Origin of the sequence: Pseudomonas sp. B22129 (genome assembly GCF_044218875.1) — a bacterium.
In the GTDB taxonomy this organism is placed as follows: domain Bacteria; phylum Pseudomonadota; class Gammaproteobacteria; order Pseudomonadales; family Pseudomonadaceae; genus Aquipseudomonas.
Genome location: NZ_CP162592.1, coordinates 5,711,713 through 5,732,884, shown reverse-complemented (window position 1 = coordinate 5,732,884; position 21,172 = coordinate 5,711,713). Strand labels below are relative to the sequence as shown.

General features: G+C 60.7%; 19 protein-coding genes, 1 tRNA gene and 1 pseudogene. 15 read left to right on the top strand and 6 right to left on the bottom strand.

Annotated elements, in window-relative coordinates; translation table 11 throughout:
* The first annotated feature begins 17 nt into the window (after positions 1-17).
* From AB4P94_RS25925 to AB4P94_RS25895, 7 genes are all read left to right on the top strand, one after another.
* On the top strand, positions 18-2,126 hold the full coding sequence (locus AB4P94_RS25925; RefSeq protein ID WP_395608137.1) for an acetate--CoA ligase family protein: 2,109 nt from the start codon (positions 18-20) through the stop codon (positions 2,124-2,126).
* Positions 2,116-3,723 (top strand): 5-guanidino-2-oxopentanoate decarboxylase, encoded by a 1,608-nt coding sequence (locus tag AB4P94_RS25920; RefSeq protein ID WP_395608136.1) that lies wholly within the window; start codon positions 2,116-2,118, stop codon positions 3,721-3,723. The genes AB4P94_RS25925 and AB4P94_RS25920 overlap by 11 nt, the downstream gene beginning before the upstream one ends.
* Positions 3,724-3,742: 19 nt before the next feature.
* A complete protein-coding gene (locus AB4P94_RS25915; RefSeq protein WP_395608135.1) occupies positions 3,743-5,329 on the top strand; it encodes an ABC transporter substrate-binding protein in 1,587 nt (528 codons plus the stop codon).
* Positions 5,330-5,480: 151 nt separating this feature from the next.
* Positions 5,481-6,440 carry an ABC transporter permease gene (locus AB4P94_RS25910; RefSeq protein ID WP_395608134.1) on the top strand — a complete coding sequence of 320 codons (960 nt, stop codon included), beginning with the start codon at positions 5,481-5,483 and terminating at the stop codon, positions 6,438-6,440.
* Positions 6,441-6,443: 3 nt separating this feature from the next.
* A complete protein-coding gene (locus AB4P94_RS25905; protein ID WP_395608133.1) occupies positions 6,444-7,271 on the top strand; it encodes an ABC transporter permease in 828 nt (275 codons plus the stop codon).
* Positions 7,272-7,273: 2 nt separating this feature from the next.
* A complete protein-coding gene (locus AB4P94_RS25900; protein WP_395608132.1) occupies positions 7,274-8,893 on the top strand; it encodes an ABC transporter ATP-binding protein in 1,620 nt (539 codons plus the stop codon).
* A gap of 9 nt (positions 8,894-8,902) precedes the next feature.
* A complete protein-coding gene (locus tag AB4P94_RS25895; protein WP_395608131.1) occupies positions 8,903-9,604 on the top strand; it encodes an NAD(P)H-dependent oxidoreductase in 702 nt (233 codons plus the stop codon).
* Between the two features lie 115 nt (positions 9,605-9,719).
* Here the strand turns inward: AB4P94_RS25895 and AB4P94_RS25890 are convergent, their stop codons facing one another.
* Positions 9,720-10,805, bottom strand: a complete 1,086-nt coding sequence (locus AB4P94_RS25890; RefSeq protein WP_395608130.1) for a 3-deoxy-7-phosphoheptulonate synthase — start codon at positions 10,803-10,805, stop codon at positions 9,720-9,722.
* Positions 10,806-11,408: 603 nt separating this feature from the next.
* Between AB4P94_RS25890 and AB4P94_RS25885 the strand changes: the two genes are divergently transcribed.
* Both AB4P94_RS25885 and AB4P94_RS25880 read left to right on the top strand, forming a co-directional pair.
* The gene (locus AB4P94_RS25885) at positions 11,409-12,158 is read left to right on the top strand and encodes a carbon-nitrogen hydrolase family protein (RefSeq protein ID WP_395608129.1); all 750 of its coding nucleotides are present in this window, start codon (positions 11,409-11,411) and stop codon (positions 12,156-12,158) included.
* A 1-nt stretch (position 12,159) separates the two neighbouring features.
* A complete protein-coding gene (locus AB4P94_RS25880; protein ID WP_395608128.1) occupies positions 12,160-12,600 on the top strand; it encodes a GNAT family N-acetyltransferase in 441 nt (146 codons plus the stop codon).
* A gap of 34 nt (positions 12,601-12,634) precedes the next feature.
* Here AB4P94_RS25880 and AB4P94_RS25875 read toward each other — a convergent pair whose 3' ends face one another.
* The gene (locus AB4P94_RS25875) at positions 12,635-12,874 is read right to left on the bottom strand and encodes a DNA-binding protein (protein ID WP_395608127.1); all 240 of its coding nucleotides are present in this window, start codon (positions 12,872-12,874) and stop codon (positions 12,635-12,637) included.
* Positions 12,875-12,955: 81 nt separating this feature from the next.
* Between AB4P94_RS25875 and AB4P94_RS25870 the strand changes: the two genes are divergently transcribed.
* The 6 genes and pseudogenes from AB4P94_RS25870 to AB4P94_RS25845 form a co-directional block, all read left to right on the top strand.
* Positions 12,956-13,321 carry a helix-turn-helix domain-containing protein gene (locus AB4P94_RS25870; protein WP_395608126.1) on the top strand — a complete coding sequence of 122 codons (366 nt, stop codon included), beginning with the start codon at positions 12,956-12,958 and terminating at the stop codon, positions 13,319-13,321.
* Positions 13,322-13,470: 149 nt separating this feature from the next.
* Entirely contained in the window at positions 13,471-14,112 is a 642-nt protein-coding gene (gene uvrY, locus AB4P94_RS25865) for a UvrY/SirA/GacA family response regulator transcription factor (RefSeq protein WP_003190387.1), read from the top strand.
* 1 nt (position 14,113) lies between these two features.
* Positions 14,114-15,937, top strand: a complete 1,824-nt coding sequence (uvrC, locus tag AB4P94_RS25860) for an excinuclease ABC subunit UvrC (RefSeq protein WP_395608125.1) — start codon at positions 14,114-14,116, stop codon at positions 15,935-15,937.
* Between the two features lie 32 nt (positions 15,938-15,969).
* Complete coding sequence (gene pgsA / locus AB4P94_RS25855; RefSeq protein ID WP_016968866.1) at positions 15,970-16,530, top strand: CDP-diacylglycerol--glycerol-3-phosphate 3-phosphatidyltransferase; 561 nt, start codon at positions 15,970-15,972, stop codon at positions 16,528-16,530.
* Between the two features lie 63 nt (positions 16,531-16,593).
* Positions 16,594-16,669: transfer RNA gene (locus AB4P94_RS25850), tRNA-Gly, on the top strand.
* A gap of 218 nt (positions 16,670-16,887) precedes the next feature.
* Positions 16,888-17,316, top strand: a pseudogene (locus AB4P94_RS25845) (integrase arm-type DNA-binding domain-containing protein); the annotation flags it as partial.
* 159 nt (positions 17,317-17,475) lie between these two features.
* On the opposite strand, the gene AB4P94_RS25840 reads toward AB4P94_RS25845, so the two are convergent.
* The 4 genes from AB4P94_RS25840 to AB4P94_RS25825 form a co-directional block, all read right to left on the bottom strand.
* Positions 17,476-18,495 (bottom strand): alpha/beta hydrolase, encoded by a 1,020-nt coding sequence (locus AB4P94_RS25840; RefSeq protein WP_395608124.1) that lies wholly within the window; start codon positions 18,493-18,495, stop codon positions 17,476-17,478.
* Between the two features lie 420 nt (positions 18,496-18,915).
* A complete protein-coding gene (locus tag AB4P94_RS25835) occupies positions 18,916-19,287 on the bottom strand; it encodes a hypothetical protein (protein WP_395608123.1) in 372 nt (123 codons plus the stop codon).
* Positions 19,288-19,289: 2 nt separating this feature from the next.
* Positions 19,290-19,835, bottom strand: a complete 546-nt coding sequence (locus AB4P94_RS25830) for a hypothetical protein (RefSeq protein WP_395608122.1) — start codon at positions 19,833-19,835, stop codon at positions 19,290-19,292.
* A gap of 25 nt (positions 19,836-19,860) precedes the next feature.
* Positions 19,861-21,045 carry a tetratricopeptide repeat protein gene (locus AB4P94_RS25825; RefSeq protein ID WP_395608121.1) on the bottom strand — a complete coding sequence of 395 codons (1,185 nt, stop codon included), beginning with the start codon at positions 21,043-21,045 and terminating at the stop codon, positions 19,861-19,863.
* Positions 21,046-21,172 lie beyond the last annotated feature (127 nt).

Here is a 21,172-nt window from a genome sequence, read left to right as displayed (position 1 = left end):
CCGCGCGAGGAACGCTTATGTCCCAGGCTACTCGCGACAACCTCAAGCGCCTGCTGGCGCCCCGGCACCTGGCATTCGTGGGCGGGCGCAGCATGGCCCGCGCACTCAAACGCTGTGCCGACGGCGGTTTTGACGGGCCGATGTGGCTGGTTAACCCGCAGCACGACAGCCTCGACGGCATTCCCTGCGTGCGCCGCATCGCCGACCTGCCGTGCGGCCCGGACGCGGTGTTTATCGCCACCAACCGCGAGCTGACCTTGACCTGCGTGGCCGAATTGGCCGCCATCGGCACCGGTGGCGCCATTTGCTACGCCTCGGGGTTTGCCGAGACCGGTGCCGGCGGCGCCGCCTTGCAACAGCAACTGTTGAGCGCCGCAGGTGACATGGCGCTGCTCGGCCCCAATTGCTACGGCCTGCTCGACTACCTGCACAGCGCGGCGCTGTGGCCGGTGGCCCATGGCGGCAAGGCGGTGGAGAAGGGCGTCGCCGTGCTGACCCAGAGCGGCAACTTTGCCTACAACCTGTCGATGAGCGACCGCTCGTTGCCGGTGGCCTATATGGCCTCGGTCGGCAACCAGGCGCAACTGGGCGTGGCCGAGTTGATGGACGTGTTGCTCGATGAGCCGCGCGTCACCGCCATCGGCCTGCACCTGGAAGGCTTGAAGAATGTGCCGGGGTTTGCCCGTGCGGCGCACAAGGCGCTGGAGAAGGGCATCCCGATCATCGCGTTGAAAACCGGGGTGTCGCAGATTGGCGCCGAGCTTGCGCTGAGCCATACCAGCTCGCTGTCCGGCTCCGATGCGCTGTATGACAGCCTGTTTGCGCGGCTGGGGGTGATCCGCGTCAGCGGGCCGGTGAGCTTTGTCGAAACCCTCAAGGCCGCCGCGTGCGGCAACCTGCCCAAAGGCAACAGCCTGATCGCACTGGCCTGTTCCGGCGGCGATGCCGGGCTGATCGCCGACTACGCCGAACGCAATCACTTGGCCCTGCCCAAGCTCGACGAAGACCAGCGTGGTGAACTCGCCCAGGTACTGCCGAGCTATGCCAACCTGGTCAACCCGCTCGACTTCACCACCGCCATCTGGGGCAACCGCGAAGCCCTGAATGCCATGCTCGACACGGCCCTGCGCACCGACGCCGATGCCGCCATGCTGGTGCTGGATTACCCCGCGCCATTTACTGGCGAGCGCACGGAGTGCGACCTGTTGCTTGAGCTGTTTTGCACGGCGCTCAGCCGCCATGGCAAGACCGGTTTCGTCACCTCGGCTTTCCCTGAGTTGCTGCCGCCGCACGCCCGTGAACGCTTGCACAGTCAAGGCATTGCCGCACTGCAAGGTGTGGAAGATGCGCTCACCGCCTGGGGCCGAATTGCCGACTATCAAAACAACCGGCGCGTGCTGCTGGCGCGGGGCGAGTCGAGGATCGAACCGCTGTGCCCGAAAAGCCTGGAAGGGCAGGGCCTGGCACTGGATGAATGGGCGTCCAAGCAGGCACTGCGTGCCTTCGGCCTGAACACGCCGGCCGCCGTGCTCAGTACCCCCGGGCGGGCCATCGCGGATGCGCAGCGGTTGGGCTACCCCTTGGTACTCAAGGCCGTCAGCGCTGACCTGCCGCACAAAACCGAAGCCGGTGCCGTGGCGCTCAACCTGCAAGACGGTTTCGCGCTGACCGCTGCCCTTGAGCAGATGCGCGGGCAAATCGCTGCTTATGCGCCGGGCGTGCTCTTCGACCAATTGCTGCTCGAATCCATGGCCACACCACCGCTGGCCGAGCTGATTGTCGGCATCAAACGCGAAAATGACTTCGGCCTGGCGCTGGTCATCGGCGCCGGTGGCATCTGGGTGGAATTGCTCAAAGACAGCCGCAGCCTGCTGTTGCCGACCACCGACGATGCCATTCGCCACGCCTTGCTCAGCTTGCGCAGCGCTGCGTTGCTGCAAGGGTTTCGTGGGCGTGAGGTGGCGGACATGGACGCGCTGGTCGCGGCGATCCGCGCAGTGGCCGACTACGCCTGCGCCAACGCCGGGCAGTTGCTGGAGCTGGATGTGAACCCGTTGTTGGTCAATGCCCAGGGGGCCACGGCGGTGGATGCATTGATTCGTCTAGGAGAAAACCATGCACGATAAAACCTTGACCGGCGGCCAGGCCCTGGTGCGTTTGCTCGCCAACTATGGCGTCGACACGGTCTTTGGTATTCCCGGTGTGCATACCCTGGAGCTGTATCGCGGCCTGCCCGGCAGCGGCATTCGCCATGTGCTCACGCGCCACGAACAGGGCGCAGGCTTCATGGCCGACGGTTACGCGCGGGTCAGCGGCAAACCGGGTGTGTGTTTTGTGATCACCGGTCCCGGCGTGACCAATGCCGCCACGGCTATCGGCCAGGCGTATGCCGACTCCATTGCGATGCTGGTGATCTCCAGTGTCAACAGCACCGCCAGCCTCGGCAAGGGCTGGGGCATTCTGCATGAGACCCAGGACCAGCGCGCGATCACGGCGCCGATCACCGCGTTTTCAGCGGTGGCTTCCAGCGCCGAGGATTTGCCTGAGTTGGTCGCACGCGCCTATGCGGTGTTCGACAGCGAGCGGCCACGCCCCGTGCACATCTCAGTGCCGCTGGATGTGCTGGCCGCGCCGGTCAAAAGAGACTGGAGCCGCGAGGTGGTGCGCCGTCCGGGGCGTGGCCTGCCGTCGGCCGAGGCGCTGGAACAGGCCGTTGCCAGGCTTGCGGCTGCCAAGCGCCCGATGATCATCGCCGGCGGTGGCGCGCTTGACGCCGGCGAGGCATTGCAGCGTTTGAGCACGTTGTTGGCCGCGCCGTTTTTCACCAGCGTGGCGGGCAAGGGCTTGCTGCCGATCAACGACCCGCTGAACGCCGGCTCCACCCTGTGCGTGGAACCCGGTTGGCAACTGATCAGCGAGGCGGATGTGGTGCTGGCCGTCGGCACCGAAATGGCCGACACCGATTATTGGCGCGAGCGTTTGCCCATCACCGGCGAGCTGTTGCGGGTGGATATCGACCCGCGCAAATTCAATGATTTCTACCCCTGCGCCGTGGCGCTGCGCGGCGATGCCAACCAGACGCTGTTGGCTTTGCTCGAGCACTTGCCGACTACGCCGCGCAACCCGCAGGCAGCCCGTGAAAAAGTCGCGGCATTGCTGCAGGCTGTTGAGCTGGGCCACGGCCCGTTGCAGGCCATCCACCAGGCCATTTTCGACCGCATCGAAGCCGAGCTGCCCAGCGACGCCTTCATCAGCAGCGACATGACCCAACTCGCCTACACCGGCAACTACGCCTACCAGAGCCGCGCGCCGCGCAGCTGGTTACACCCTACCGGTTACGGCACGTTGGGCTATGGCTTGCCAGCCGGCATCGGCGCCAAGTTCGGCGCACCGCAGCGGCCGGGGTTGGTGCTGGTGGGCGATGGCGGTTTTCTTTACACCGCCCAGGAACTGGCGACCGCCGTGGAAGAACTGCACAGCCCATTGGTGGTGCTGCTGTGGAACAACGACGCCCTCGGGCAGATCCGCGACGACATGCTCAACCAGGATATCGAGCCCATCGGCGTGCTGCCGCGCAACCCGGATTTCGCGCTGTTCGCCCAAGCATTCGGCTGCACGGTGAACCAGCCGAGGAACCTGGACGAATTGCAGATGGACTTGCGCAACGGTTTCAAACGCAATGGCGTGACCTTGATCGAGTTGAAACATGCCTGTGCCTGTTGACCTTTAGAGGAGCAAGACCATGAGCGAAAACAACAACAAAATGACTCAAGCGATGCACCGACGGGACTTCCTCAAACACAGCACCGTGGCCGCTGCGGTGGCGGCCGCGTTTTCCATGGGCTTGCCGTTGCACGCCTTCGCCGAAGACGCCACACCCAAAGCCGGCGGCGTGCTGCGCCTGGGCCTGGCCGGGGGCAGCACCACCGATTCGCGTGACCCCGGTTCCTGGGTCGACACCTTCACCTTTGTCGGCTTTTCGGCGGTGTACAACACGCTGACGGAAATTGCGGTTGATGGCAGCGCGATTCCCGAACTGGCTGAACGCTTTGAGTCCACCCCGGATGCACGTGTGTGGACCTTCTACTTGCGCCCGGGGGTGACCTTTCATAACGGCAAAAGCCTCAGCGCTGAAGATGTGGTGGTGTCGATCAACCATCACCTGAGCAAAGACTCCACTTCGGCGGCCAAGACCGTCCTGGGGGATGTCGCCAGCGTCAGCGCCAAGGGCAACGATGCGGTGGTGTTTGAACTGCATTCGGGCAATGCCGACTTCGCTTACGTGGTCGCCGACTACCACTTGGTCATCATGCCCGCCAAGGACGGCGCCGCCGATTGGCAGGCCGGCGTGGGCACCAGCGGCTATCGCCTGAAAGGCTTCGAGCCTGGCGTGCGCATGGACCTGGAGCGCAACCCCGATTACTGGAAGCCGGGCAGGGCGCATTTCGCCAGCGCGGAGTTACTCGCGATTGCCGACGGCGCCGCACGGGTCAACGCGCTGGTGACCGGGCAAGTGGACGTGATCAACAAGGTCGACCTGAAAACCGTGGCCCTGCTCAAACGCAACCCGGGCCTTGTGATTGAGGAGACCAAAGGCGCCCAGCACTACACCTTCCCGATGCTGTGCGACAGCAACGAATTCAAGAACAACGACATTCGCATGGCGATGAAACACGCGATCAACCGCGAAACCCTGCTGGCGTCGGTGCTGTACGGCTATGGCCTGGTGGGCAATGACCACCCGATCCAGCCCGGCAGCCGTTTTATCAACGCGGCCCTGGAGCAACGCGCTTACGACCCGGACAAGTCGCGCTTCTACCTGCGCAAGGCCGGCGTGGAGACGCTTAAGGTGCGCTTGCAAGCGTCCGATGCCGCCTACACCGGTGCGGTGGATGCGTCGGTGTTGTTCAAGGAACAGGCGCGCCAGGCCGGTATCGACATCGACGTGGTGCGCGAGCCCGCCGACGGTTTCTTCTCCAATGTGTGGATGAAGCAGCCGTTCACCACCTCATTCTGGTACAGCAGCCTGACCGCCGACCGCATGTTCAGCATCGGCTACGCCAAAGGCGCGGCCTGGAACGAAACCCATTGGGACAATGCGCGTTTCAATCAACTGCTGACCGCTGCCCGTGGCGAGATGAATGCACCCTTGCGCCAGGAGATGTACAACGAAATGCAGGCGCTGTGCCGCGATGACGGCGGCGCGATTGTGCCGCTGTTTGCCAGCTCGGTGGCAGCGCGCTCGAACCGCGTGGCCCATGGGCCTCTGACCGCGCCCTATGGCGAGCTTGATGGGTTGAGATTGATTGAGCGGTGGTGGCAGGCATAGAGGCCTCCCTGGCGATGAAGATCAAAAAATGTGGGAGCGGGCTTGCTCGCGAATGCGAAATGTCAGTCGGCACATGTGTAGCTGACCCTCCGCATTCGCGAGCAAGCCCGCTCCCACAGGTAATCTGTGATGGCTTCTCGAAGGTGTCTCTATGAATGGCTTACTCAAACTGGTCCTGCAACGCCTCGCCCTCGGCCTGCTCTCACTGTTCGCCGTCTCGGTGATCATCTTCCTCGCGGTGGGCATGCTGCCCGGCGATATCGCCCAGGCCATGCTCGGCCAGTCCGCCACGCCGCAAACCGTGGCGGCGTTTCGCACGCAGTTGGGGCTGGATTTGCCGCCGTTCACGCGCTTTGCACAATGGCTGCTGCGCCTGTTGCACGGTGACTTGGGCGTGTCGCTGGCCAACCAGCGGCCTATCGCCGACCTGATCGGCGCGCGTTTGGGCAACACGCTGCGCCTGGCGGCATTGGCCGCGCTGGTGTCGGTGCCGACCGCTTTGGTGTTGGGCATGCTGGCGGCGCTATACCGCAATAGCGGGTTCGACCGCCTGCTTAATACTTCGGCACTGAGCGCGGTGTCGTTCCCGGAGTTCTTTGTCGCTTACCTGCTGATTTTGCTGTTCTCGGTGAAGCTCGCGTGGTTTCCCAGTTTGTCCAACCTGGCGCCGGATGCGTCATTCGGCACGATCCTGGAGCGTTCGGTATTACCGGTGGCGACCCTGAGCCTGGTGGTGATCGCGCAGATGATGCGCATGACCCGCGCGTCCCTGATCAACCTGCTGGCTAGCCCGTATATCGAAATGGCGCGGCTCAAGGGCATCAGCCAGTCGCGGATTATCTGGCGCCACGCGCTGCCCAATGCCTTGGCGCCGATCGTCAATGTGGTCGCGCTGAACCTGGCGTACCTGGTGGTCGGCGTGGTGGTGGTCGAGGTGGTGTTCGTCTACCCGGGCCTCGGCCAACTGCTGGTGGACTCGGTGTCCAAACGTGACATCCCGGTGGTACAGGCGTGCAGCCTGGTGTTTGCCGCCACCTACATCCTGCTCAACACCGGCGCGGACGTGCTGTCCATCGCCAGCAACCCACGCCTGATGCATCCGAAGGGGTAGCCCATGAGCCTGTTGACCCACTTGGCCAAGGCGCCGTTGAGCGCCAGGTTCGGCCTGCTGATTATTCTGTTGTACATCGCCGTGGCACTGTTTGCGCCGTTGCTGGCGCCCTATGGCGAAACCCAAGTGGTGGGCGAGGGCTTCGCGCCGTGGAGCGGGCAGTTCCTGCTGGGCACCGATAACCTGGGCCGCGATATGTTCAGCCGTTTGGTCTACGGCGCGCGCAACACGTTGGGCATTGCCTTTTTGACCACCACCCTGGCGTTTGTGCTGGGCGGTTTGAGTGGTCTGGTGGCGGCGATCAAGGGCGGCTGGATCGATCAGGGCCTGTCGCGGGTAGTGGATGTGTTGATGGCAATTCCGCAGCTGATTTTTGCCCTGCTGATCCTCAGCGTGGTGGGCACCAACGCGACGTCGCTGGTGCTGGTGATTGCCCTGCTGGATTCGACCCGGGTGTTCCGCCTGGCCCGCGCCGTGGCGATGACCGTGGTGGTGCAGGATTTCGTCGAGGTCGCACGCCTGCGCGGTGAAGGCCTGTGGTGGCTGGTCACCCGCGAAGTGGTGCCCAATGCCGCCGCGCCGTTGATTGCCGAATTCGGCCTGCGGTTTTGTTTCGTGTTTCTGTTTATCAGCGCGCTGTCGTTCCTCGGCCTGGGCATTCAACCACCCACTGCCGACTGGGGCAGCATGGTGCGCGATAACGCGGTGTTGATCACCTTCGGCGATATCAGCCCGTTGCTGCCGGCATTGGCGGTGGCGCTGATCACCGTCAGCGTGAATTTTGTCGTCGACTGGATGCTGCATACATCCAGCGGCCTGAAGGAGTGTTGAGGATGGGCACGCCATTGCTGGAAATCCGCAACCTGCAGATCGAAGGGCATTACGAAGAGGCCTGGCATCCGCTGATCAAGGGCATCGACCTGACCTTGCAGCGTGGCGAAGTGCTGGGGTTGATCGGCGAGTCCGGCGCGGGCAAATCCACCCTTGGGCTGGCGGCCATGGGCTACGCGCGGGACGGTTGCCGCATCACCGGGGGGGCGGTGTGTTTTGACGGCATCCAGTTGCTGCAAGCCAAGCCCGAGACGCTGCGCAAATTACGCGGCCTGCGCATCGCCTATGTGGCGCAAAGCGCGGCGGCCTCCTTCAACCCGGCGCATCGTCTGATCGACCAGCATGTGGAAACCGCGGTGATCAACGGCGGCATCAGCCGCGCCGAGGCCGAGCGCGAGGCGGTGGAGTTGTACCGCGTGTTGCGTTTGCCGAACCCGGAAACCATCGGCCAGCGCTATCCCCATCAAGTCTCCGGCGGGCAATTGCAGCGGGTGATGACGGCGATGGCGATGGCCTGTCATCCGGACCTGATCATTTTCGATGAGCCCACCACGGCGCTCGATGTGACGACCCAGATCGAAGTGCTGGCGGCGATTCGTGATGCAGTAAAAACCTTCGGCAGTGCCGCGCTATATATCAGCCACGACCTGGCGGTGGTCGCGCAGATGGCCGACCGCATCATGGTGCTGCGCCACGGCAAGCTGGTAGAGGAGGCCGACACCCGCAGCATGCTCAGCCAGCCGCAGCAGGACTACACCAAATCCCTCTGGGCAGTGCGCAGTTTTCGCACCGAGCCCAAGGCGTGCCCGGTGCAGGAAGTGCCGTTGCTGGAGGTACGCCAGGTGAGTGCCAGCTATGGGCACCAGCCGGTATTGCATGACGTGTCGATGAAGCTGTATCGCGGCCAGACCCTGGCGGTGATCGGCGAATCCGGCAGCGGCAAAAGCTCGACCGCGCGCCTGATCACCGGGCTGCTGCCGGCCACGGCGGGGCAGGTGTTGTATGACGGCGAGGCGCTGCCGGTGGATTTTCGGCGGCGCAGCAAGGAGCAATTACGGCGCATCCAGATGATCTACCAGGTTCCCGATACGGCACTGAACCCGCGTCAGCGCATCGTCGACATCATCGGCCGGCCGCTGACGTTTTACCTGGGCCTCAAGGGTAAGGCCATGCGTGCGCGGGTGGCCGAGTTGCTGGAGATGATCGAGTTGGACCCGGCAGTGTTCATGGAGCGCCAGCCGCGCGAACTGTCCGGCGGGCAGAAGCAGCGTATCTGCATCGCCCGCGCCTTGGCAGCCGACCCGCAGTTGATCATCTGCGACGAAGTCACCTCGGCCCTTGACCAGTTGGTGGCCGAAGGTGTGCTGAAACTGCTTAACCGTATCCAGCAGCAATTGGGTGTGGCCTACCTGTTTATTACCCACGACGTCGCCACCGTGCGCGCCATCGCCGATGAAGTGGTGGTGATGCAGCGCGGGCGGGTGGTGGACCAGGGCAGCCGCAGTGCGATTTTCACCCCGCCGTATCGGGACTACACCGGCCTGCTGTTTTCATCGGAACCGGAAATGGACCCGGACTGGCTCGACCATTTGCTGGCCCAACGGGCGGCGCACACCGTTTGAGGATTTCATATGAAGGTTTTGATTGTTCACGCCCATCCTGAGCCGCAGTCGTTTACCGCCGCGTTGCGTGACAAGGCGGTTGCCACGCTGCAGGCCCAGGGGCATGAAGTGCAGGTGAGTGATCTGTACGCCATGCAGTGGAACCCGGTGGCGTCGGCGGCGGATTTTTCAGTACGGGAAAACCCCGATTATCTGGTGTATGCCCTGGAGCAACGGCTGGGGGTGAAGAAGCAGTCGATTGCGGCGGATATCCAGGCTGAGTTGGACAAGGTGCTGTGGGCCGACCTGCTGATTCTCAACTTTCCGATCTTCTGGTTTTCGGCACCGGCGATACTCAAGGGCTGGATCGACCGGGTGCTGGTTTCAGGCGTGTGTTACGGCGGCAAGCGGTTCTACGATCAGGGCGGCCTGGCCGGCAAACGGGCGCTGGTCACCGTGACCCTCGGCGGGCGCGAGCATATGTTTGGTGAGGGCGCGATTCACGGGCCGCTGGAAGATATGTTGCGGCCGATTCTGCGCGGCACGCTGGCGTATGTGGGGTATGAAGTGCTGGCGCCGTTTGTGGCGTGGCATGTGCCGTATATCAGTGCCGAGGCGCGGCAGGGCTTTCTGGTGGAGTATGAACAGCGGCTGCAAGGGCTGGCGGATGAGCAGCCTTTGGTGTTTCCGAAACTGGCTCAATTCGATGAGGCCCTGTACCCCCTATCCTGAGTTGAACACTGATCAAATGTGGGAGCGGGCTTGCTCGCGAATGCGGTCTTTCAGTGCCGGATGCTCTGACTGATCCACCGCTTTCGCGAGCAAGCCCGCTCCCACATTTGGATCTTCATCTGTCGGTGAGGGTGTGTTGCTCGCGCAACCGCTCGGCCGCTCTGCGCAGCAACTGCTCGGTGCTGTCCCAGCCCAGGCAACCATCGGTCACCGATACGCCGTATTTCATCGACGGGCTCAGCGGCTGGCAGCCTTCGAACAGGTGGCTTTCAATCATCATGCCGATCAGCGATGTATCACCCTGCAGGCGTTGGTCCAGCACCTCGTTGAACACTGCCGGCTGACGCAGCGGGTCTTTGCCGCTGTTGGCGTGGCTGCAATCGACCATAATCCGCGCCGCCACTTTGGACTTGGCCAGGTCGTGCTTCACCTGCGCAACGCTATGCGCATCGTAGTTCGGCCCACGGTGGCCGCCGCGCAGTACCAGGTGAGTGTCGGGGTTGCCCGAAGTCTGGATGATCGCCGGGTGGCCCTGGCTGTCGACACCGAAGTGGCGGTGTGGGTGTGACGCCGAGCGCATCGCGTCACAGGCAATTGCCACGCCGCCGTCGGTGCCGTTCTTGAAACCGACGGGCATGCCCAGGCCGCTGGCCATTTCGCGGTGGATCTGCGATTCGGTGGTGCGTGCGCCAATCGCGACCCAACTGAGCAGGTCGTCGAAGTAGCCGGCGGCCATGGGTTGCAGCAGCTCGGTGGCGACCGGCAGGCCCAGGCGCAGCATTTCACGCATCAGCTGGCGCGACAGCGTGAGGCCGGCGGCCATGTCATCGCTGCCGTCCAGGTGCGGGTCGTAGGCCAGGCCTTTCCAGCCGATGGTGGTGCGCGGTTTTTCGACGTAGGCGCGGATCACCAGCAGCATCTGGTCGCTGACTTCCAGGGCCAGCTTCTTCAGGTTGCGCGCGTATTCCATAGCCGATTCGGGGTCGTGGATCGAGCACGGGCCGACAATCACCAGTAAACGGGAGTCTTCACCGTTGAGGATGGCGCGTACGGCTTGGCGGTGGGCGTGGATCTGTTCGTTGAGGAACGGGCTCAGAGGCAGTTGGTGCTTGAGCTCAAGAGAGCTGGGCAGGCGCTGGGTCAGGGCTTCATTGGCGCTGTTGAGGTTCGAAACAGGCAGAGCGGCGGTGGCAGAGTTCATATTCAAGGCTTCCTGGGCGAGCGGCGGGCGATTCCCGCGCTCGGCCCTACTGGGGTGTTCGACAATTGGCCGTATTGGCTGCGTGTGTTGGCTTGCCACCAATAGGTGACCGATCGGAGGCGGCAGGCTGTCCCGAACGGAGCTTGCTAAATCGCCAGGCAGTGCAAGTGTCGTAGCGGTAATAGGTGGCGTAGTTCATGTCGTGATTCCTTAAGTGTTTCGAAAAGTGGTGGGGCCTGAAAAGCAAAACCCCCGGTCGGGGAGCCGACCGGGGGTTAGATTTCTCTGGCAGGCGACCCCTTGAGTAGTGGGCGCCGATTTCAGGTATCAGGCGCGCCAGTGGCTAAACCAATACCCAAAATAAAAGCTTACCAGTGCGCTCAAACCGCTCACACGGGCAGCCGACACCGAGCGCGGGGCGCTGGCAGCGGGGCAAACCTGAGTGTGGGTGAGTGGCAACATGGTGTGTCTCCAAATGATGGGGGGAGCTTACTAGAGGCGCATGGGAGGATTCAATCAGTAATTTCTATTGCCGGGGGCTAGCCATGTCTATCGGCCGAGATATGCTGAGAGGACACTGATAATGATTGCCTGGACGCGACCATGACTGCCTTGACCCTTGCTGCCGCTCAAACCATTTCCATCGCTGGCGACGTACAGGCCAATATCCAGCGGCACCTGGCGTTCATGCAGGCGGCGGCTGAGCAGAGTGTGCAATTGCTGGTATTTCCTGAGTTGTCGTTGACCGGGTATGAGCCTTCGTTGGCGGCCGAGCTGGCCATTGCGCCGGACGATGCGCTGCTGGCACCGCTTCGTGAAATGGCTCGGGAACTGCGATTGACGGCGGTGGTTGGGATGCCGATCCGGCTGGCGCCCGAGTCGGGTGTGTTGATCGGCGCATTGGTGTTGGGGGCAGACGGCTCATTGGGTGTTTACACCAAGAAACACCTTCATCCGGGCGAAGAGGTGGCGTTTGTCGCGGGGCAGGGCGGTGTGGCACTCGACTGGGCGGATGACCGGATTGCCCTGGCGGTGTGTGCAGACTTTTCCCACGCCAGTCATCCGCGTCAGGCCGCTGAGGCGGGGGCAACTGTCTACGCCGCAGGCGTGTTGATCAGCGAAGCCGGTTATGCGCCAGACAGTGCGTTGCTCCAGGGGTACGCCGCCGAGCATGGTTTGCTGGTGTTGATGGCCAACCACGGTGGCGCCTCCGGCGGCTGGAACTGCGCAGGCCGCAGTGCAATCTGGGCAAACGATGGCAGTTTGCTTGCTGCCGTGCCCGGCGTTGGCGATGCGCTGGTCATCGCTCATCGTGAGGGCGGGCACTGGGCTGGTCATGTGGTAGCCCTCTGAGATGGCTTTTCACCTGCGCGCGGCGACTGACAACGACCGTCTGTTCGCCCGGGAACTGACCTATCAAGCCATGAGCGGCTACTACCTGCAGTACGGTTTGTTGTGGTCCGACAATGGCTTTGATGTCGGCTGGGGGGGCCGCGAGAACTGGTTGATCTGCAATGACGCCATCGTGATGGGCTTTATCAGCCTGAGCTTCGACAGCCGGGCGCTCTACATCCGCGAATTGCACATGATTGAAACCTGTCGGCGGCAGGGCGCCGGCAGTTGGGTGTTGCAGCAAATGGCGCTGAAGGCGCAAGCGCAGGGCCTTTTAAGGCTGACCGTGTTCAAGACCAATCCCGCGAGAAGGCTGTATCAGCGCCAGGGCTTGAGTATTGTGGGGGAGGAGGATTGCTTCTGGCGCATGGAGCGTGTGTGTGGGATCGCGCCGATAGAGTGAGTCAGGCGCGGCTCATGAATAAGCGCATACTGCTTCAAGAGTCGATGTGTGAATCGCTGTTGCGAGCCTCGGGCTCGTCGAGGATCACCCCTTCTTTCATGCCCAGCAGGACCGCCACCTTATGGGCTTCCCCACGCCGTCCCTTTTTACGCCCAGCGAGCACTTGATAGGTTGTCGCGGGATCAACGCCATGCTCGCGGGCGAACGCTTGAACTGACTTTCCTTGATGTTCCAGCCAGGCTTTGGCTTGTGCGGCTGTACGGATTCCGGGCATAGTTCAAAACCGTTCAAGTTTGTGCAAAATGAGATGAGTGTGTCACCTCTTGAGGTGTGCCAGATAGGATAATACATCCAAATGAGTGGAATTGGTTTGCGCTTGCGGCAGGAAAGAGAACGACTCGGCCTGTCGCAGAAAAATTTTGGTGAAATCGGTGGCGTTGAAGCGAACGCCCAAGGCAAGTACGAGAGTGGTGGCCGCGCGCCCAAGGCTGACTATCTGTCACGTGTGGCCGAGCGCGGTGTGGACATATTGTTTGTGCTCACGGGCACCCCGACGCCCATCCAGCTGGAAAGCCTGAGCTTCCTCGAAGAAAAGATTCTGGAAAACTACCGTGCCATGCTCAAGGAGGATCAGGACGCCATTCGGCGGTTGACCTCTACCCTGGCAGAGCACTCGGTGGCGCTGAGCGTAAAACCCAAACTAGCGCTCCCAAAAAGCTGAGTGTCTGCTCAGCAAAATCGCGTTCTGGCGAGTGACGGATGCTCGTGTGAGCGCAAACTCTACATATATGACGCTTGCAGCTAGGTCTGCGCCTTGGTTTTTTGCTAAGGTGTTCAGCAACCTATAAGACCATATCGCGAGGTGTCTGCTTGATTAGGGTGCTAGTAGTCGATGATCACGATCTCGTTCGTACAGGCATTACACGAATGCTGGCTGACATCGATGGCCTGCAAGTAGTCGGCCAGGCCGAATCGGGGGAGGAATCCCTGATCAAGGCTCGGGAACTCAAGCCCGATGTGGTGTTGATGGACGTCAAGATGCCCGGGATCGGCGGCCTTGGTGCCACCACCAAATTGCTGCGCAGCCACCCGGACATCAAAGTCGTGGTGGTGACCGTGTGCGAGGAAGACCCGTTTCCCACGCGCTTGCTGCAGGCCGGCGCCGCGGGTTACCTGACCAAGGGCGCAGGCCTGGCTGAAATGGTGCAAGCCATTCGCCTGGTGTTTGCCGGCCAGCGTTACATCAGCCCGCAAATTGCCCAGCAGTTGGCCATCAAATCCTTTCAGCCCACCAGCGATTCGCCATTCGATGCGCTGTCGGAGCGGGAAATCCAGATCGCCCTGATGATCGTTGGCTGCCAGAAAGTCCAGACGATTTCCGACAAGCTGTGCCTGTCACCCAAGACCGTCAACACCTACCGCTATCGCATTTTCGAGAAGCTTGCCATCAGCAGTGATGTTGAATTGACCCTGCTCGCGGTGCGCCACGGCATGGTGGACGCCAGCGCCTGACATGACCACACCGTTTGATCCAAGTGCCTTCCTCTCAACCTGCAGTGGCCGCCCCGGCGTGTACCGCATGTTCGACAGCGAGGCACGCCTGCTTTATGTCGGCAAAGCCAAAAACCTGAAAAGCCGCCTGGCGAGCTACTTTCGCAAGACCGGCCTGGCGCCGAAAACCGCGGCCCTGGTCGCGCGTATCGCGCAGGTCGAGACCACCATCACCGCCAACGAGACCGAGGCGCTGCTGCTTGAGCAGACGCTGATCAAGGAATGGCGGCCGCCCTACAACATCCTGCTGCGTGACGATAAATCCTACCCCTACGTGTTTTTATCTGACGGCAGTTTCCCGCGCCTGAGCATTCACCGGGGGGCGAAGAAGGCCAAGGGCAAGTATTTCGGACCGTACCCCAGCGCTGGCGCGATTCGCGAAAGCCTCAGCCTGCTGCAAAAAACCTTTTTTGTGCGCCAGTGCGAAGACAGCTTCTACAAAAACCGCACGCGGCCCTGCCTGCAGTACCAGATCAAGCGCTGCAAGGCGCCTTGCGTGGGGTTGGTTGAGCCGGCGGAGTACGCCGAAGATGTGCGCCATTCGGTGATGTTCCTTGAAGGACGCAGCAATGCGCTCACTGATGAACTCTCCGGCGCCATGGAGCAAGCGGCGGGCACTCTGGATTTTGAGCGTGCTGCCGAACTGCGCGACCAGATTTCGCTGCTGCGCCGCGTTCAGGACCAGCAGAGCATGGAAGGCGGTACCGGCGATGTCGATGTGATTGCTGCCTTCGTCAACCCGGGCGGCGCCTGCGTGCACTTGATCAGCGTGCGTGGCGGGCGCGTGCTGGGCAGCAAGAACTTCTTCCCGCAGACCGGTATCGACGAAGAAGTGGCCGAAGTCATGGCCGCGTTCCTTGGTCAGTACTACGTCAGCAGCCCCGAGCGCGACTTGCCGTCGGAGTTGATCGTCAATGTGGTGCATGAAGACTTTCCCACGCTGATCGAGGCGATTCATGAGCTTCGCGGCCGCGAGTTGGGCATCAGCCACCGCGTGCGCGGCACCCGTGCGCGCTGGCAGCAACTGGCGGTGACCAACGCGGAACAGGCTCTCGGTGCGCGCCTGGCGAATCGGCAACATGTTGCCGCGCGTTTCGACGCTTTGGCCGAAGTCCTCAACCTCGACGAGCCGCCGCAGCGCCTGGAGTGCTATGACATCAGCCATTCCAGCGGCGAGGCCACGGTGGCGTCCTGCGTGGTGTTCGGGCCGGAAGGGCCGATCAAGTCGGATTATCGGCGCTATAACATCGAAGGCGTCACCGCGGGCGACGACTACGCCGCCATGCACCAGGCGTTGACGCGGCGTTTCAGCAAGTTGAAAGACGGGGAGGGCAAGCTGCCCGATATCCTGCTGGTGGACGGCGGCAAGGGCCAGCTGTCCATGGCCCGTGACGTACTCAACGAACTGGCCGTGCCCGACCTGATCCTGCTCGGCGTGGCCAAGGGTGCCACGCGTAAAGCCGGTTTCGAGACGTTGTACTTGAATGATGCCGCCCATGAGTTCACCTTGAAAGGCGACTCACCTGCGTTGCATTTGATCCAGCAGATCCGCGACGAAGCCCACCGTTTCGCCATTACTGGTCACCGCGCCCGCCGTGGCAAAACCCGGCGAACCTCAACCCTGGAAGGGGTGGCAGGTGTTGGCCCGACGCGGCGTCGCGATTTGCTTAAACATTTTGGTGGCTTGCAAGAGCTATCCCGTGCCAGCATTGACGAAATAGCCAAAGCACCCGGTATCAGTAAAAAGCTCGCTGAGCTGATTTATGCAAACCTGCACAGCGAATAGAATGCCTTTCCACCTCGTAGCCAGTTGTGCCGATGAATATCCCTAATCTGATCACCGTACTACGCGTCCTGCTCATCCCTATTTTCATCTTGTTGTTCTATTTGCCCTACGAATGGAGCTACGCGGCCTCCAGTTCAGTATTCGCTTTTGCGGCTGCAACCGACTGGCTTGATGGCTACCTGGCGCGCCGTCTGGAGCAAAGCACGCCGTTTGGCGCATTCCTTGACCCGGTAGCCGACAAACTCATGGTGGCCGTGGCCCTGGTCCTGCTGGTGCAGGAACACGGTAACCTGTGGCTGACCTTGCCGGCTGCGGTGATCATCGGTCGTGAGATCGTCGTCTCGGCCCTGCGCGAATGGATGGCTGAAATCGGCGCCCGAGCCCACGTTGCAGTTTCCAATATGGGTAAATGGAAAACCGCTGCGCAAATGCTTGCGCTGGTGATCCTGCTGGCCAACCCGTCGGACTTCTCCTTCTGGGTATTGCTGGGCTACGCCTTGCTGCTCATCGCCGCCGGCCTGACCCTGTGGTCCATGCTCCAGTATTTGCGCGCCGCCTGGCCACACCTGCGCACTACCGTTGAAAAGAAATAAAAGTTTTTTGAATCAAGGGGTTGACGGGTTCTGATAATTCTATAGAATGCGCATCACCAAGACGCGGGAATAGCTCAGTTGGTAGAGCACGACCTTGCCAAGGTCGGGGTCGCGAGTTCGAGTCTCGTTTCCCGCTCCAAACACAAAGAAAAAGCCACTCTAACGAGTGGCTTTTTTTTGCCTGTAATTTAGGGAATAGACGCTTCGGCGTCTTTTTGCGTTTATGCACAAACTACTGAAGGTCGGGGAAATCCAGGGTAATCCAGTACGAACAAGTCCAAGATTAAGTCCAACGGTCTGGACAGACTCGAATTCGTATTGTTGCCGGGTCTTCTCAAACCTTCAGACGAGTATCAGGTGCTGACTCTCTTACAGGAGTTCACCATCCCTCTCTCGGAATTCACCATTCGGCACGCCCGAACCACCGGTAAAGCCTATACCCTCGGCGACTTTGACGGGTTATCACTCTGCGTCACCAAAAGCGGCGGAAAGCTTTGGTTTTTCCGTTACTACTGGGATGGGATGCAGAAGCGCATCTCCTTCGGCATCTACCCTGAAGTCAGCCTCGAGCAAGCACGTGAACGTCGTGATGAAGCACGACGGTTGTTGCGCGCGACAATTTCGACGGCGTTGAACGAGATCGGCTATCCCAAAAACTGGATCGATGCGCAGCTCTCCCATACGGATCCTGATCAAATCAATGCCACCTATAACCACGCGCGTTATGTCGAGCAACGTCGGACCATGATGCAAGACTGGGCCAATCGCTTGGACCTGTGGGCGCAGAGAGCGCGGCAAGAGGAATTGCTAAAACAAGGGAAGCTTGATGAAGCTATAAAAATGGATGTCGACGATATACGAGATAGATTTTGTGATAGGTACGATGCGGCTATTGAACAAATATTAAAGTATTCTCTAATTCTTCGACTTGGGCTTTGCCGCCCCTCATCTAAGCTTTCTACTGTGCAGCCAGTTGCTTATGGCCGCCACGAGTTCTGTCTTGCATTCCACCGGCAGCCAATGCCCGCCGGGCAGGCTCGTGACAGTGAGGTCCGTGCACGTTGCGCGCATTGGGTCGCCCAGTTGGTTGCCATGAATGGTGTTCATCACGTCGTAATCACCGTTCACAAACAGTACGGGCAATGACAGGCGGCCGCCATTGGACGCACGTTTGGCGTAGTCGATGTTGGCAGTGTCGTTTAAATACCACGCGCACGGCGCGCGGAAGCCATGCTGTTCGAAAGCCCGCACCAGTGCAGCGAAGTCCGCCTCGGGCCAAAGGGCGAGGTCTGGTGGGGTGGGTGGCGCCCGGTGCGCCTGACCAAACCGTCCGCCTTTTCTGGTCACTTTGGCATTGGGTGCAACCTGGGTGATGCTCGCTGGATCGCCTCGTCGGTAGATCGACGCCAGCGAAGCGGCTTTGTCTGCATCCAGGTCAGCGACGGCGCTGGCAAAATGGGTATTGTAGTAGCGGTAGTAATCCCATTGACCGTCTGGATACAGATCCGCCGGATAGAGGGTTCGGTTAACCAGCGGGACAAGGGTCGGTAACGCGTTGGTGGTGGGAAAGTACGGAACCGAAACAAGCACAACGCCGCGGCTGCGTTGAGGTTCATGAGCGACCAATTCACCCGCGACAACACTGCCCCAATCGTGGCCCACCCAGATGGCGGGCATTGCTGCGAGATGGTCATGAAGTTCAGCCATGTCCGCCACGATGTTTTCAAGGGCGTACGCATCGGTGGCGGTTGGGGCAGAAGAACCACCATAACCACGCATATCGGGTGCAACGCAGTGCCAGCCATCGGCAGCGAATGCCTCCATTTGTGCGCGCCAGATCAGACTGATTTCGGGCCAACCGTGCAGGAACATTATCAATGGCCCATCGGCAGGCCCTGATTCCAGGTAGTGCGTCGTATGACGTGGCGTGTTGAAGACACGCGAAGCCAGTTTGAATGTAGACAAAGGTTCTCCTCGTGCACGTCAGCTGATAGGTGCGAAGTCGCCAATATATCGAGCGGTACGTTTCGTCGTTTGTTCAAAATAATCAGACGTTCATGTCATGCAGGCGTGAGGTTAAACGGTGGGTCACCACAGGTAATTTGGCATGGGCAGTCCACGGATTTATGGATTGCACGTCCCGTTTTCCGCGCTACACACAAAGAAGAAGCCACTCTGACGAGTGGCTTTTTTTTGCCTGCGACTCAGGGAATAGACGCTTCGGCATCTTTTTGCGTGTCTACATAAAACTACGCAAGACCGAGGGGAATCCCGGATGAACCCGTACATTTAAAGTTGGCCCCCGTCCGGGGAAGGTCATACGATCAGGCTAAGTGAACGCTGGGCAGTCTCTTTCAAAGAGTCGGTCACTTCACACCGCACGCCTTATTGTTCTAATACGATCTGATTAACAATCCCGTGAATCGCTTTTTCCAATGTTGGGTCGCTCATCATTGCTTCCACTACCTGTTGTGCGATCTGCTTGAACTCTCGGTGTTCAAGAATCCCGTCACCAAACTCCCAACATAAAATCTCCTGAATCGTGACAACCGGCGCGGCATCACGAAAACCTTCCCTATCTGGGTTTAAAGCTTTGAGGCGGCCCTGTAACCGTGTCCTCAGAACCTCCAGGCTCTTGCCTGTATTTTGGCTTTTGCCGGGCGAAGGCTGGCTGTTTGTGCTCGACGTCACTCGCTCGTTGGGTTTGGCCAGGGCGGCCAAGACACGGGAAAGGCGAGCAGGGTCGATCTTGCTCATTATTACGGGGTCTCCAGATTGTCACGGTAAGCGCCAAGAAACACGCTGGGAGCGGCGATGGTATCGCTTTGGGGGGCAATGGCGGTATCTGTCAGGCTTGCAAGCACGCGAGTCATGTCTGCCTTCAAGGCGGGATTGGTACAGTCGGCAAGGCCGTTTTTCAGCTTCTCGACGGCGTTCTCAGGCTGCTCATTGAGCACATCCAGATAAGCGCTGGCGAACCATTTCAGGCTGTTGTCTTGTGCATGGCGGTGCAGGTAGTCAAAGGCCGTACGGGCCTCTTCGGCGTGTTGCTGTTGCAGGTTCAGCAGGCCCAGTTGGAAGCGCGCGATATCAAGCTGCGGATCCAGCGTCAGGGCCAGGGTCATGCCGGCATGGGCACGATCCATCAGCCCCAGCTCCGCATGTTCGGCGGCGAGGAAATAGCGTACGGCGGCATTATCTGGCTGATGTTCGAGTGCGGTGTTGAGGTAGTTCAAGGCGGCGTGGTGATTGCCGTCCTTGCTGGCGTGAATGGCCAGGTGCAGGTATTCGGTCGCGTCCAGCATGGTTGGGGCTCCATAAGGGAAGACTTCAGTGTTGGCCGGGATTGGGCGGCGTTGTGCCTTGCTGGTGACGCTGCAGCCATTGGTTGACCAGCGTACGGCCAGTCACTTCTCCGCCGGGGCGGTTTTTTTCCAGAAGCCCGCTGATGAGTTGCCGGGCTTCTTCCATTTGGCCGGCCTGTTGTAGAAGGAGTGCCTGTGCATAGTGCGCCGACAGGCTGTCCGGCTTGAGGCGCAACGCTCGACGGATGCCTTTGCGCGCGTTCTCAGAGTGACCCTCCATGATGTCAACGACTGCCAGCCCGCCATGGGTATCACCAAAACTGCGGTCCAGGGCGTAGGACTTCTCCAGTGCCGCACGTGCTTGAACATTGTCTTTGCGCAGGATGTAAATCCAGGCCAGCAAGTGCCAGGTGCCGATATGGTGGGGCATGAACTGCACGGCAGTCTTCAGGTGAGTTTCAGCCAGGTCGAAATCAAGTTCGCTGAATTCCAGCAAGCCCAGCCCGGACCAGGCGCGGCCGCAGTCCGGGTAGGCCTTGAGGGTATGCAGCCATGCCTTGCGAGAGGCTGCCACATTGTATTGTTCAAATTGTACCGTGGCGCATGCGATCAAGGCATCGCGTTGGTCGGGGTCCGCGGCCAGGGTTTCATGAGCGGTGTTCAGCGCCTGGGCAAGCTTGTCGTTTTCATACAGCAAGAGTGCCAATAAGCCGCGAATGTCCTGGTTGCCCGGCTCACGTTGTTGTGCTCGAAGTGCCAGCGCTTCGGCGGGTTCGGTTTCTTCCAGTTGATGAAGGGCGCGGGCATGCATCAGCAGGGTGCCAGCGGGGCAATCGGCGTGTCGGGTCAGATGGGAAAGCAGGGTATCGGCGGCACTGAAGTCGGCGCTGTAAAAATGCCCCAGTGCGGTGTTGAATACGACGGCGGGATCACTCAGGCCTGCTGTAATCGCCTGGTCACCCAAGGCGGCGGCAGCCAGATAATCGCCAGCCTGGAGTAACAAGTGGGCGCCATGGGCGAACACCCTGGGGTCTTCGATGCCATGGATTTTTACATGCTCAATCAGACGTTGTCCGATGGCCTGGTCGCCCAGCGCGATCGCCAGGCTCATGGCGTCGCACAGTAGCGTCGGGTTGCCGGGGTCGTGCCCCAGAAATGCCATTAGCCTTGCCAGGTGCTGCTGTTCAGCGAGGATGTCATCGGTGCTCATCAATCCGTTCTTCCCTGGGGCATGAGTGACAATGTGCTGGATTATTGCCTCAGCATTGGCGTGCTGTCATGGGGCACCGCGTAAATTCCTGACGAAATAAAAATATTTCCAACGACCCTAAACAATC

Coding starts and splice junctions, on each gene's coding strand:
- AB4P94_RS25830 (WP_395608122.1), bottom strand. CDS start 19,835: ATGCTGGACGCGACCGAATACCTGCACCTGGCCATTCACGCCAGCAAG.
- uvrC (WP_395608125.1), top strand. CDS start 14,114: ATGACCACACCGTTTGATCCAAGTGCCTTCCTCTCAACCTGCAGTGGC.
- AB4P94_RS25895 (WP_395608131.1), top strand. CDS start 8,903: ATGAAGGTTTTGATTGTTCACGCCCATCCTGAGCCGCAGTCGTTTACC.
- AB4P94_RS25870 (WP_395608126.1), top strand. CDS start 12,956: ATGAGTGGAATTGGTTTGCGCTTGCGGCAGGAAAGAGAACGACTCGGC.
- AB4P94_RS25875 (WP_395608127.1), bottom strand. CDS start 12,874: ATGCCCGGAATCCGTACAGCCGCACAAGCCAAAGCCTGGCTGGAACAT.
- AB4P94_RS25910 (WP_395608134.1), top strand. CDS start 5,481: ATGAATGGCTTACTCAAACTGGTCCTGCAACGCCTCGCCCTCGGCCTG.
- AB4P94_RS25880 (WP_395608128.1), top strand. CDS start 12,160: ATGGCTTTTCACCTGCGCGCGGCGACTGACAACGACCGTCTGTTCGCC.
- AB4P94_RS25835 (WP_395608123.1), bottom strand. CDS start 19,287: ATGAGCAAGATCGACCCTGCTCGCCTTTCCCGTGTCTTGGCCGCCCTG.
- AB4P94_RS25915 (WP_395608135.1), top strand. CDS start 3,743: ATGAGCGAAAACAACAACAAAATGACTCAAGCGATGCACCGACGGGAC.
- AB4P94_RS25920 (WP_395608136.1), top strand. CDS start 2,116: ATGCACGATAAAACCTTGACCGGCGGCCAGGCCCTGGTGCGTTTGCTC.
- AB4P94_RS25825 (WP_395608121.1), bottom strand. CDS start 21,045: ATGAGCACCGATGACATCCTCGCTGAACAGCAGCACCTGGCAAGGCTA.
- AB4P94_RS25925 (WP_395608137.1), top strand. CDS start 18: ATGTCCCAGGCTACTCGCGACAACCTCAAGCGCCTGCTGGCGCCCCGG.
- AB4P94_RS25890 (WP_395608130.1), bottom strand. CDS start 10,805: ATGAACTCTGCCACCGCCGCTCTGCCTGTTTCGAACCTCAACAGCGCC.
- AB4P94_RS25900 (WP_395608132.1), top strand. CDS start 7,274: ATGGGCACGCCATTGCTGGAAATCCGCAACCTGCAGATCGAAGGGCAT.
- pgsA (WP_016968866.1), top strand. CDS start 15,970: ATGAATATCCCTAATCTGATCACCGTACTACGCGTCCTGCTCATCCCT.
- AB4P94_RS25885 (WP_395608129.1), top strand. CDS start 11,409: ATGACTGCCTTGACCCTTGCTGCCGCTCAAACCATTTCCATCGCTGGC.
- AB4P94_RS25905 (WP_395608133.1), top strand. CDS start 6,444: ATGAGCCTGTTGACCCACTTGGCCAAGGCGCCGTTGAGCGCCAGGTTC.